Raw genomic sequence first — 12,628 nt, 5'->3', positions numbered from 1 at the left:
AGGCCAGGGTTTATATCTCACGAGATTCATGCCGCCGGCGCACAAGTATCGAGTATCGCGCCGCGGACCCACTACCACGAACACGTTGCCGTGCCGCGCACGCCGTGACCGACAGTCGAACCATCGGGCGCGCCGGCAGATGCAAGTCAGAACGAGAGTATTGAGTGAACGTTTTCTTTGAGGAATCGGGCAGTTTCAAGGCGGGCAGCGTGCTGTCGCGCCAAGGCGACGCGTTTCAGGTCGAGTTGCCGGGTGGCCGGCGCGCCAAGGTGCGCGCGAAAGATGTGCTGATCGAATTCGAGAAGCCGACCGCGGCCGAGTTGATGCAGCAAGCCGACGCCGCCGCGCAGGACATCGATCTGGACTTCCTGTGGGAATGCGCGCCTGAAGACGAATTCCCGTTCGCCACGCTGGGCGCCGAGTACTTCGGCGAGGGCTTTGGTCCGATCGAACGCGCGGCGCTGGTGCTGCGCATGCACGGCGCGCCGGTGTACTTCCGCCGCAAGGGCCGCGGCATGTATCAACGCGCGCCGCAGGAGCAACTGAAAATGGCGCTCGCGGGGCTCGAACGCAAACGCCAGCAGGCGCTGGTGCAGGCGGGCTATGAGGAAGAACTGAAAGCTGGCCGTCTGCCCGAGGCGTTCGCCGGCGCCAAAGCGCTGGCGTTGCTGACGAAGCCCGACAAGAACACGATCGAATACAAGGCGCTCGAAGGGGCGGCCGCGGCACGCGGCATTTCGCAGGCGCGCCTGATGCTCGAATGCGGCGGCATTCCGTCTGCACGCGCGCTGCACGAGGCGAAATTCCTTTCGGAGTTTTTCCCGCACGGCACCGGTTTCCCGCCGGTCACCGTCGGCACCTTGCCGGAAGATCTGCCGGAAGCCCTTGTAGAGGCGTTCTCGATCGACGACGTCACCACCACTGAAATCGACGATGCGTTTTCCGTCGAGCATCTGGCCGATGGCCGCGTGCGGATCGGCGTGCACATCGCCGCGCCGGCGCTCGGCATCGGGCGTGGCGACGACGTCGACGCGATCGCGCGCACGCGTTTGTCGACTGTCTATATGCCGGGCGACAAGATCACGATGCTGCCCGATAGCGTCGTCGAAGCGTTCACGCTGGCTGAAGGCGGCTTGCGGCCGGCCTTGTCGCTGTATGTGATCGTCAATCGCGAGACGCAGGAGATCGTGGCGAGCGAAACGCGCGCCGAACGCGTGTTCATCAAGAACAATCTGCGCCACAACACGCTCGACGAACTCGTCACCGAAGAGGCGCTCGCCGCCGGCAGCGGCGACTATCCTCACAAGGAAGACATCGCCGTGCTGTGGCCGTTCGCGCAGGCTTTGTTCGAAAAACGTCAGACCGCGCGTGCCGGTTACGGTCTGCGCCGCGAAGTGCAGCGCAACACCGATTTCAATTTCTACGTCGAAGGCGAGCACATCACGATCACGCCGCGCCGGCGCGGTTCGCCGCTCGATACGATCGTGGCTGAGCTGGCGATTCTGGCCAACTCGTCGTGGGGGGCGTTCCTGCACGACCACGGTGTGCCGGGCATCTACCGTACGCAGCGCGCGTTCGGCGCGCCGACCGGCCCGAAGCGCACCCGCATGCAGACCAACGCCGCGCCGCACGAAGGTTTGGGCGTCACGCAATACGCGTGGAGCACGTCGCCGCTGCGCCGTTACGTCGACCTGGTGAACCAGTGGCAACTGCTCGCATGCGTGCAGCACGGCGTGACCGCGAAGCTGGCCGCGCCGTTCAAGCCGAAGGACGCCGATCTGTTCGCCGTCGTGCAAGGCTTTGACGACACGTACACCGCCTATGCCGATCACCAGCGCCGCATGGAGTACTTCTGGTGCCTGCGTTGGCTGAAGCAGGAGAACAGGAAGCAGGTGGTGGCATCGGTGGTGAAGGGCGATCTGGTGCGCCTCGAAGAGATTCCGTTGCTGCTGCACGTGCCGGGCCTCGGCGTGCACGCACGCGGTACGCGTTTGCAGATGGAAGTGATGTCGATCGACGAATTGACCGTCGAAGCGTCCGTGCGCTTGCTGCATGTGCTGGATGCGCCGACCGTGACGAGCGGCGCCGAGGCTGAAGAAGCCGACGAGGCGGATGAAGGCGAAGAAGAGATCATCGACGCCGCCGACGAAAGCGCCGAAGGCGAAGCCGAGGCGCAAGCTGAAGCGGACCTCGATGGCGGCGCAACTGCACAAGGCGACGCCGAGAACGGCGATGGAGCCAGCGATGCGGCGGCAGATCAACACGTCGCGGAGCCGGGACGATGAGCGCTAACGAAGTACGTGATCGCTACGCGGTAATCGGCAATCCGGTCGCTCATAGCAAATCGCCGTTCATACATGGACGTTTTGCCGTGCAGACTGGCGAGCCGATCGAGTATGGCCACTTGCTCGCGCCGGTCGACGCTTTCGTGCCGCACGTGCGCGCTTTTATCGAAGCGGGCGGCCGCGGCCTCAACGTAACCGTGCCGTTCAAGCTGGACGCGCACGCCTTCGCCGACACCTTGTCGCCACGCGCGGCGGCGGCGGGCGCGGTGAACACGCTGCGCGTCGATTCGACCGGCATTTACGGCGACAACACGGATGGCTTCGGTCTCGTGCGCGACGTCGAAGTGAATCTCGGCGTGCCGCTGAAGGGCGCGCGCATCCTGCTGCTGGGCGCGGGCGGCGCGGCGCGTGGCGTGGTGCTGCCGATGCTCGACCGCACGCCGCACACGCTGACAATCGTCAACCGCACGGCCGCGAAGGCGGAAGCGCTGGTCGACCAGTTCGCGCAAGCCGCACGCGACGCGGCATGCCGCTTGACCGGTGGCAGCGCAAAAGCCATTGAAGCGGGTGAGTACGACGTGATCGTCAACGCGACCGCGGGCAGTCTCGACGCGTCGCTGCCGGAATGCGACGACCGCGCGTTCGGCGCGGGCACGCTGGCCTACGACATGATGTACGGCGCGCAGCCGACGGTGTTCATGGAGCACGCGCGCACACTGGGCGCACGCGGTGCCGATGGTCTTGGCATGCTGGTCGAACAGGCCGCCGAGTCATTTTTTGTATGGCGTGGCGTGCGGCCTGACGGCGCGCCGGTGCTGGCCGAATTGCGAGCGTTGTTGACGGCGCCGCCGCGCGCCTAGACTGCTTTTCACTTTCCGGAATACGCCAACTCACTGACTTGAGGACTCCAGGCACGATGACAGCAACGCGGCGCGCGAGCCGGCCAGGTCCGGTGCGATGGGTGTTTTATCTGGGCGCCGTGGCGGCGATCGCGTGGCTTGCGACGCAGCTCTTCTATTTCGCGCAGATTGCGGTGTGGAATTACGTCAATCCGCAGTCGACTGCTTTCATGCGATCGGACGCATGGCGATTGTCGCAGGATCGGCCCGATTTATCGGTGCAGCATGCGTGGGTGCCGTACGAGCAGATTTCGCACAATCTGAAGCGGGCGATTATCGCTTCCGAAGACGCGAATTTTGTTAATAACAACGGGTATGAGACGGACGCCATTTTGCAGGCGTGGGAGCGGAATAAGGCCAAGGGCAGGATTGTTCGAGGCGGCTCGACAATTACCCAGCAGCTGGCGCGGAATCTGTTTTTGTCCCGGGAGAAGAGTTATATCCGCAAGGGGCAGGAGCTGATCATTACCTGGATGCTCGAGACCTTGATGGACAAGCAACGGATCTTTGAGATTTATCTCAGCTCCGTTGAGTGGGGCAATGGGGTTTATGGTGCCGAGGCGGCGGCGCGTTATTACTATAAGACTTCGGCTGATAAGTTGACTGCTGCGCAGTCGGCCCGATTGGCTGTGATGTTGCCGCGGCCCAAGTATTTTGACGAGCACAGGAGCTCGGGGTATCTCGCTCAGCGATCGCGCGTGATTGCGCGGCGGATGGGGGCCGCTGAGTTGCCGGAATAAGGGTTTATTTGCGCGTAGCGGCTGATTGGGGTGTTTGCCTACGGCGTTGGGTTTTTGCTTGAGCTTGTTTGCGTTTGTGGCGCTTTATGTCTGGGTGCCTACGGTGTTGGCCTTTCCTTGTTTTGTTGTTGGTTTATTAGCGTTCCCCCTGTGCGGGGGAGCACCTACTTTTCTTTGCCGGCCGCAAAGAAAAGTAGGCAAAAGAAAGCGGCTCACACCGCTAGCTTTGAAGCGGGTCCCCTGGCTTGGAGGAGGCAGTGGAGCATCTGGAATCAGTGTTCTCGCACACTCCGCGCTGGTGACAAGGCCGTCATGCTTCCGGCGGCGCTGCGCGCGCCGCAGCGGTACTTCTCAGCACCGAGCGCGGAAATGCGCTTCCAGCATCATTCTTCCCGCTCCGCACTGCGTGCGTTGCAGCGGTACTTCATAAAACCGCCCCCTTCTTTTTGACGCTAGATTTTCGCCCGGCGCGTTGGCGCGCCGTTGCATTGCCAATCCTCACTGTCGTACCGGCTCTTCGCTTCGCGTGATGGCCCGCACTCGCACATTCGGGTGCTTCGCCGAGGCGAAGCCGACGGCCCCCACCAAACCAAAACGAAGCCCCTGGTTTCCTTGGCAGACCGTTCCGGCGAGCACGCGGTACGAGGAGGCGGGAAGGATGATACGGAAAGCGCGTACGCGCTATCGGTGTTGAGAAGTACCGCTACGGCGCGCGTAGCGCCGCCGGAAGGATGACGGCCTTGTCACCAGCGCGGAGTGCGCGATGACACCGATTCCAGATGCTCCATTGTCTCCTCCAAGCCAGGGGACCCGCTTAAGAGCTGGCGGTGTAAAGCCGCTTTCTTTTGCCTACTTTTCTTTGCGGCAGGCAAAGAAAAGTAGGTGCTCCCCCGCACAGGGGGAACGCTAATAAACCAAAAACAAAACAAGGAAAGGCCAACGCCGTAGGCAAACACCCAACCCCAGCCCCCGGCAAGGAAAAAATCCCATTATATGAATCAAACACTCACATATTGGAGATTTCTAAAAAACCGCCCTACAATCCAACCCAACACGCGCCGCGAGCGGGAAAGAGCAGCAAGAGCCAGACCCAGACCCCCGCCCGCGACAGCGACTGCAAAAAAAAACCGGAGACAAAGCCAAACCATGCCTAAGACCCAAAGGCAGCACTGCCACGCCGCGAGCAGCGGCAAACCCCAAGGCCACTTCTCCGGCCCCGCGCTGTAAGCGCAAAAAACCAACCCCATAGCGAATCGCCATGAACAAAGCGATGCCTACTCACGCAGCAAGCGCGCCCGAGCCCGACTTCGCGCCGGCGGCGGATCATGCGCCCAGCGCGGCAAAAAACCCGCGCGCCAGTGCTCAGCCCCCGCGCGCTAGCGCTCAACCCGCCGTGGTCGACGAAATCGCCCTCCCCAGCACGCTGCTGGACATCACCCCGCAACAAGCCGGCACACAAACGCTTCTGCGCGGTCTGGCGATTCTCGAAGCCGCCGCCGCCGGCGTGCGCGATCTGCGGACCTTCGGCGCCGCGCTCGGCACCACCCGCAGCACCACGCATCGGCTGGTGAGCAGCCTCGTGCAGGCGCGCTACCTGCGGCAAGTGCAAGGCGGCTATCTGCTCGGCCCGAAACTGATCGAACTCGGCACCATCGCGCTCGAGCAGATGCCGCTTACCGCCGTCGCGCGTCAGCACCTCGAATCGCTCGCGGAACAGACGCTCGATACGATCCACCTCGGCGTGCGCGACGGCGACGACGTGCTGTATATCGACAAGATCCCCGGTACCCGTGGCCTGGAAATGCGCTCGCGCGTCGGTCACCGGATGCCGCTCGCGTCGACGGGTATCGGCAAAGCCATGATGCTCGACCTCACGCCGGACGTCTGGCAGTCGCTCTTCGAAGCCTCGCGGCGCGCGCTCGCCGGCGTCAGCTTCAAGCCGGATAACCGCCCCGACGCGCAGACCTTCATGCAGCGCATGACCAACTACGCCGCCGGTGGTTACACCTTCGACCTCGAAGAAAACGAAGCGTCGATCCGTTGCGTCGCCGCGCCCGTGCGCGATGCGTCGGGTGCCGTGGTGGCGGCGCTGTCGGTGGCGAGCACGATCCCGTATATGTCGCTCGAACGCATGGATGAACTGATTCCGGTCGTGCAGCGCGAAGCGCGCGCAATCTCGGAAGAACTCGGTTGGCGCGCCCCCCAACCGGCGACCCGCAGGATCAAACGATGAAGCAAGCGGGCTCTCCTACGCCGGCAGTCGATCACGCCGTTGCCGCCGGCACCGCCAACGTCAACGTCGACGCGAACGCCAACCTCGATCACGCAGCGCTGATCGGGCTCGATTGGGGCACGACGTCGCTGCGCGCGTATCTGTTCGACACCGCGGGCAAGCTGCTGGCCTCGCGTGCATCAACGGCCGGCATCATGAATCTGCCATGCAGCGCCGAGCAAGGCGGCTTCGACGCGGCCTTCGACGAAGCGTGCAGCAGCTGGCTCGAACCTGCGCCCGGTCTGCCGGTGATCGCGGCAGGCATGGTCGGCAGCGCACAAGGCTGGGTCGAAGCGCCATACGTCGAAGCGCCGGCGGATACCGACACGCTGGTTGCCGGCATCGTCCGCGTGAAGGCGGCGTGCGGCGCGACGCTGCATATCGTGCCGGGCGTGCTGCAACGCGGCGAACTGCCGAACGTGATGCGCGGCGAGGAAACGCAGGTTTTCGGCGCGCTCGGTGAAGACACGGGCTCCGCGGATAGCGGCAAACGCGCACTGATCGGTTTGCCGGGCACGCACGCGAAATGGGTCGTTGTACAAGCGGGTCGCATCGAACGCTTTCATACCTTCATGACCGGTGAGGTGTTCGCTGCATTGCGCGAACACACGATCCTCGGCCGCACGATGACCACGCCGGATCGTCCGGATACCGCTGCATTCCTGTACGGCGTGAACATCGCACGCGAGAAAGGCCAGGCAGGTCTGCTCGCGACTGTATTCAGCGCCCGCGCGCTCGGCCTGACAGGACAACTGTCGCGTGAACAGCAGCCGGACTATCTATCGGGATTGCTGATCGGTCACGAGCTCGCCGGCCTCGACGCCGTGCTCGCGCAACAGCAAAACTCGCTCAAGGGGCAAGCCTTGCGCCTGATCGGCAACGAAGCACTGTGCGAGCGTTATCGCCTCGCACTTGCGCAATTCGGCTGCACGCAGGCGGAACTGGTGAAGCACGCCACCGAGCGCGGCTTGTGGCGCGTCGCCACCCAGGCGGGGCTCGTCAACCCGGCCGCCCATGCGGTGCATACGGGCTAACCGGCAGCGCCGCCGCACATGAAACAAGGAACCGACATGCAACCTCACATCAATCTGCCCGCTCCGTACATGCCGCACGCGGGCCTGATCGCGGCGTTCGAGGTGTGTCCGCTGATCGCGATCATGCGCGGCGTCACGCCAGCCGATGCGGCCGATCACGGCCAGGCGCTGTACGAAGCGGGTTTTCGGATCGTCGAAGTGCCGTTGAATTCGCCGCAGCCGTTCGACAGCATCGCGGCGATCCGCAAGGCATTGCCGGCCGATGCGATCGTCGGCGCGGGCACGGTGCTGCATCCGAGTTTCGTCATCGATGTGAAGTCGGCAGGCGGCGAGTTGATCGTGATGCCGCATAGCGATCCGGAAGTGGTGAGCACCGCGAAGGCGCAGGGTCTGGCGTGCGCACCGGGCGTCGCGACGCCGAATGAAGCATTCATCGCGCTGAAAAACGGCGCCGACGTGCTGAAGATGTTCCCCGCCGAACAACTCGGCTGCCAGGTCGTGAAGGCGTGGCGCGCGGTGATCGCGGCGCAGGTGCCGCTGGTGCCGGTCGGCGGGATCACGCCGGACAACATGGGGCCGTTTCTGAGCGCGGGCGCGAACGGTTTCGGCCTCGGTTCGGCGCTGTACAAGCCGGGTCAGAGCGCGGCGGTGACGGCCTCGCATGCGAAAGCGTTCGTCAACGGTTTGCGTATCGCCAGGGCTGGCGCGAAGAAATGAAACGCCTCGCCGACAAGGTCGCGTTGATCACGGGCGCCGGGCGCGGCATCGGCGCGGCGATGGCGCTCGCGTTTGCGCGCGAAGGCGCGGCGGTCGTGCTGGCTGAACTGGATATCGAAACCGCGCGGCAAACGGCGGAGCAGATCAAGGCGCAAACCGGCGCGCGCGTGTTGGCGGTGCACACCGACGTCACGCAATCGGCCTCGGTCCAGCATGCGGTGAGCGAGGCCGAAGGTGCGTTCGGCGCGCTCGACGTGCTGGTGAACAACGCCGGCATCAACGTGTTCTGCGATCCGCTGACGATGACCGACGACGACTGGCGCCGCTGTTTCGCGGTCGATCTGGATGGCGTCTGGAACGGTTGCCGCGCGGTGTTGCCGGGGATGGTGGAACGCGGCGCGGGCAGCATCGTGAATATCGCGTCGACGCATGCGTTCAAGATCATTCCGGGCTGCTTTCCGTACCCGGTCGCGAAGCACGGCGTCATTGGCCTCACGCGCGCGCTCGGCATCGAATACGCGCCGCGCAACGTGCGGGTCAACGCGATCGCGCCGGGTTACATCGAAACGCAGTTGACGCACGACTGGTGGAACGAACAGGCCGATCCCGCCGCCGCCAAACAGGCGACGCTCGACTTGCAGCCGATGAAGCGCATCGGCCGCCCTGAAGAAGTGGCGATGACGGCGGTGTTCCTCGCCTCGGACGAAGCGCCGTTTATCAACGCCACCTGCATCACCGTGGATGGCGGCCGCTCGGCGCTGTATCACGATTGACCGTAGCAAAGCAGCACGCAATAAAAAGAGTGAGTTCGCCGGGCGACGCGCTGGCCGCGTGTGTCACAACCGGTACAAGAAAACGCGGCCGATACCTTCTCGTTATCAATTAGTCAGGAGACACGCATCATGAAACGAAGAATTTTCCTTACGCTGGCAGCAGCGGCGGCGGGTGTGCTCTTCAATGCACCGGTCGCGCAAGCCGCCGATCCGGTGAAGATCGGCTTCCTCGTGAAGCAGCCGGAAGAACCGTGGTTCCAGGACGAGTGGAAGTTTGCCGAAATCGCTGCCAAGGAGAAGGGCTTCACGCTGGTGAAGATCGGCGCGCCGTCGGGCGAGAAAGTAATGAGCGCAATCGACAACCTGTCGGCTCAGAAAGCGCAAGGCTTCGTGATCTGTACGCCCGACGTCAAGCTCGGACCGGGCATCGTCGCAAAGGCGAAGGCCGACGGCCTGAAGATGATGACGGTCGACGACCGTCTGGTGGACGGCGCGGGCAAGCCGATCGCCTCCGTGCCGCACATGGGCATCTCGGCGTACAACATCGGCAAGCAGGTCGGCGACGGTCTGGCCGCGGAAATCAAGAAGCGCGGCTGGGACATGAAGGATGTGGGCGCGATCGACGTGACCTACGAGCAACTGCCGACCGCGCATGACCGCACCACGGGCGCCACCGACGCACTGGTCGCCGCCGGCTTCCCGAAGGCGAATATCATCGCCGCGCCGCAAGCGAAGACCGATACGGAAAACGCCTTCAACGCCGCCAACATCGCGCTGACCAAGAACCCGCAGTTCAAGCACTGGATCGCTTACGCGCTGAACGACGAAGGCGTGCTCGGCGCGGTGCGCGCAGCGGAAGGCCGCGGCTTCAAGGCGGACAACATGATCGGTATCGGCATCGGTGGTTCGGAGTCGGCGCTCAACGAGTTCAAGAAGCCGTCGCCCACGGGCTTTTTCGGCACCGTGATCATCAGCCCGAAACGTCACGGCGAAGAAACCTCGACGCTGATGTACGACTGGATCACCCAAGGCAAGGAACCGCCGGCTCTGACGCTGACCAGCGGCATGCTGGCCACGCGTGACAACGTCGGTGAAGTGCGCGAGAAGATGGGTCTCGCGTCGAAGTAAGCACTGCCGCAGCGAGATGAACTGCCGGTGCGTGCGTCTTTTTCACGAAAGAAGGCGCGTACCGGCAGCAGCAATAGAAGAAGTAGTTGAGACAGACCGTGCGAGTGTCTATGAGGTCCACGAGGCACGTCGAGCACGGGTCACATGAAGCAACAGGAGGCGAAGTGTCAGCGACGCTACGTTTTGACAATATCGGCAAAGTCTTTCCAGGCGTGCGCGCGCTCGACGGTGTGTCCTTCGACGTCAACGTCGGCCAGGTGCACGGCCTGATGGGCGAAAACGGCGCAGGGAAATCGACCCTGCTGAAGATTCTCGGCGGTGAATACCAGCCGGATGCGGGCCGCGTGATGATCGACGGCAACGAGGTGCGCTTCACGAGCGCCGCTTCGTCGATCGCGGCGGGGATCGCGGTGATTCACCAGGAACTGCAGTACGTGCCCGATCTGACGGTCGCGGAAAATCTGCTGCTTGGCCAACTGCCGAATTCGCTCGGCTGGGTCAACAAGCGCGAGGCAAAACGCTTCGTGCGCGAACGCCTTGAAGCGATGGGCGTGGCGCTCGATCCGAATGCGAAGCTGAGGAAGCTTTCGATCGCGCAACGGCAGATGGTCGAAATCTGTAAGGCGCTGCTGCGCAACGCGCGCGTGATTGCATTGGATGAACCGACCAGCTCGCTGTCGCATCGCGAGACCGAAGTGCTGTTCAAGCTGGTGCGCGATCTGCGTGCGGACAACCGCGCGATGATCTACATCTCGCACCGGATGGACGAGATTTACGAACTGTGCGACGCGTGCACGATCTTCCGCGACGGCCGCAAGATCGCCTCGCATCCGACGCTCGAAGGCGTGAAGCGCGACACGATCGTCAGCGAAATGGTCGGGCGTGAGATCGCCGACATCTACAACTATTCAGCACGGCCGCTCGGTGAAGTGCGTTTCGCCGCGAAGGCGATCGAAGGGCATGCGCTCGCGCAGCCAGCCAGCTTTGAAGTGCGGCGCGGCGAGATAGTCGGCTTTTTCGGTTTGGTGGGCGCGGGACGCAGCGAGCTGATGCACCTGGTGTACGGCGCGGATCACAAGAAGGGCGGCGAATTGCTGCTCGACGGCAAGCCGATCAAAGTGCGCAGCGCGGGCGAAGCAATCAAACACGGCATCGTGCTGTGTCCGGAAGATCGCAAGGAAGAAGGCATCGTCGCGATGGCGACCGTGTCGGAGAACATCAATATCAGTTGCCGCCGTCACTATCTGCGCGCCGGGATGTTCCTCGACCGCAAGAAAGAAGCGGAAACCGCGGACCGTTTCATCAAGCTGCTGAAGATCAAGACGCCGAGCCGCCGCCAGAAGATTCGTTTTCTGTCGGGCGGCAACCAGCAGAAGGCGATTCTGTCGCGCTGGCTGGCCGAGCCGGATCTGAAAGTGGTGATTCTCGACGAACCGACGCGCGGTATCGATGTCGGCGCGAAGCATGAGATCTATAACGTGATCTATCAGCTCGCCGAACGCGGCTGCGCGATCGTGATGATCTCGTCGGAATTGCCGGAAGTGCTCGGCGTGTCCGACCGGATCGTCGTGATGCGCCAAGGCCGTATTTCCGGCGAATTGTCGCGCAAGGAAGCCACTGAACAAACGGTGCTGAGCCTCGCATTGCCGCAAAGCTCCACCGCGCTGCCCGCCACCCAGCAAGCGGCCTGAACATTATCTGGACGAAAGTCCGCAACCCGTGAGGAACGGGAGGAGTATTCAACATGCAAGCCAGAGAAAACCTCGCGCAACAGGCCGCCAAAAGCGTCGCCGACGCGCTGATTCCGCAAGGCAGCGACAAGGCGAAATGGTGGCAGCAGATCACCGAATACAGCCTGATCGTGATCTTCGTGCTGATGTTCATCACGATGTCGCTGACCGTCGATCACTTCTTCTCGATCGAGAACATGCTTGGCCTCGCGCTGTCGATCTCGCAGATCGGCATGGTCGCGTGCACGATGATGTTCTGTCTGGCGTCGCGCGATTTCGACTTGTCAGTGGGTTCGACGGTGGCGTTCGCCGGCGTGCTGTGCGCGATGGTGCTGAACGCGACCGGCAATACGTTCATCGCCATCGTCGCCGCGGTGTTCGCGGGCGCGGTGATTGGCTTCGTCAACGGTGCGGTGATTGCGTATCTGCGCATCAACGCGCTGATTACGACGCTGGCGACGATGGAAATCGTCCGCGGTCTCGGCTTTATCGTGTCGCATGGGCAGGCCGTCGGCGTGTCGTCCGATACGTTTATCGCGTTGGGCGGCTTGAGCTTCTTCGGCGTGTCGCTGCCGATCTGGGTCACGCTGCTGTGCTTCATCGTGTTCGGCGTGATGCTCAATCAGACGGTGTATGGCCGCAATACGCTGGCGATCGGCGGTAATCCGGAGGCGTCGCGTCTGGCCGGTATCAACGTCGAGCGCACACGTGTTTATATCTTCCTGATTCAAGGCGCGGTCACCGCGCTCGCCGGTGTGATTCTTGCGTCGCGGATTACGTCGGGTCAGCCGAACGCTGCCGAAGGCTTCGAACTGAACGTGATTTCGGCGTGCGTGTTGGGCGGCGTGTCGCTGCTCGGCGGCCGCGCGACGATCTCGGGTGTCGTAATCGGCGTGCTGATCATGGGCACGGTCGAGAACGTGATGAACCTGATGAACATCGACGCGTTCTATCAGTACCTCGTGCGTGGCGCGATCCTGCTTGCCGCCGTGCTGCTCGATCAGTTGAAGAATCGCGGATCACGCGATTAAATCCACCTTGTTCATAGAG

Annotated in this window: 10 protein-coding genes; all 10 read left to right on the top strand. The window is 63.0% G+C overall.

Going from position 1 to position 12,628, the window contains the following annotated elements; translation table 11 throughout:
* Window positions 1–164: 164 nt before the first annotated feature.
* The gene (locus AC3WOG_RS18130) at window positions 165–2,285 is read left to right on the top strand and encodes a ribonuclease catalytic domain-containing protein (protein ID WP_492579252.1); all 2,121 of its coding nucleotides are present in this window, start codon (window positions 165–167) and stop codon (window positions 2,283–2,285) included.
* Window positions 2,282–3,145: a shikimate dehydrogenase gene (aroE, locus tag AC3WOG_RS18125; RefSeq protein WP_492579251.1), complete on the top strand. Its 864-nt coding sequence runs from the start codon at window positions 2,282–2,284 to the stop codon at window positions 3,143–3,145. Before AC3WOG_RS18130 ends, aroE begins: the two co-directional genes overlap by 4 nt.
* A 56-nt stretch (window positions 3,146–3,201) precedes the next feature.
* Window positions 3,202–3,924 carry a monofunctional biosynthetic peptidoglycan transglycosylase gene (gene mtgA, locus AC3WOG_RS18120; protein ID WP_492579250.1) on the top strand — a complete coding sequence of 241 codons (723 nt, stop codon included), beginning with the start codon at window positions 3,202–3,204 and terminating at the stop codon, window positions 3,922–3,924.
* Window positions 3,925–5,182: 1,258 nt separating this feature from the next.
* Window positions 5,183–6,157, top strand: a complete 975-nt coding sequence (locus tag AC3WOG_RS18115; RefSeq protein WP_492579249.1) for an IclR family transcriptional regulator — start codon at window positions 5,183–5,185, stop codon at window positions 6,155–6,157.
* Entirely contained in the window at window positions 6,154–7,230 is a 1,077-nt protein-coding gene (locus AC3WOG_RS18110; RefSeq protein ID WP_492579248.1) for a 2-dehydro-3-deoxygalactonokinase, read from the top strand. The genes AC3WOG_RS18115 and AC3WOG_RS18110 overlap by 4 nt, the downstream gene beginning before the upstream one ends.
* A 36-nt stretch (window positions 7,231–7,266) precedes the next feature.
* Complete coding sequence (locus tag AC3WOG_RS18105) at window positions 7,267–7,947, top strand: 2-dehydro-3-deoxy-6-phosphogalactonate aldolase (protein WP_492579247.1); 681 nt, start codon at window positions 7,267–7,269, stop codon at window positions 7,945–7,947.
* Window positions 7,944–8,720: an SDR family oxidoreductase gene (locus AC3WOG_RS18100; RefSeq protein WP_492579246.1), complete on the top strand. Its 777-nt coding sequence runs from the start codon at window positions 7,944–7,946 to the stop codon at window positions 8,718–8,720. Before AC3WOG_RS18105 ends, AC3WOG_RS18100 begins: the two co-directional genes overlap by 4 nt.
* A gap of 129 nt (window positions 8,721–8,849) precedes the next feature.
* Window positions 8,850–9,848: an arabinose ABC transporter substrate-binding protein gene (locus tag AC3WOG_RS18095; RefSeq protein WP_492579245.1), complete on the top strand. Its 999-nt coding sequence runs from the start codon at window positions 8,850–8,852 to the stop codon at window positions 9,846–9,848.
* Between the two features lie 164 nt (window positions 9,849–10,012).
* On the top strand, window positions 10,013–11,539 hold the full coding sequence (araG, locus tag AC3WOG_RS18090) for an L-arabinose ABC transporter ATP-binding protein AraG (RefSeq protein WP_492579244.1): 1,527 nt from the start codon (window positions 10,013–10,015) through the stop codon (window positions 11,537–11,539).
* A gap of 53 nt (window positions 11,540–11,592) precedes the next feature.
* A complete protein-coding gene (gene araH / locus AC3WOG_RS18085) occupies window positions 11,593–12,609 on the top strand; it encodes an L-arabinose ABC transporter permease AraH (RefSeq protein ID WP_492579243.1) in 1,017 nt (338 codons plus the stop codon).
* Window positions 12,610–12,628 lie beyond the last annotated feature (19 nt).

It is taken from the genome of Paraburkholderia sp. FW306-02-B, from assembly GCF_058782725.1.
Note: the sequence above shows the minus strand (reverse complement) of the source record. Positions and strands in the feature narration are given on the sequence as shown.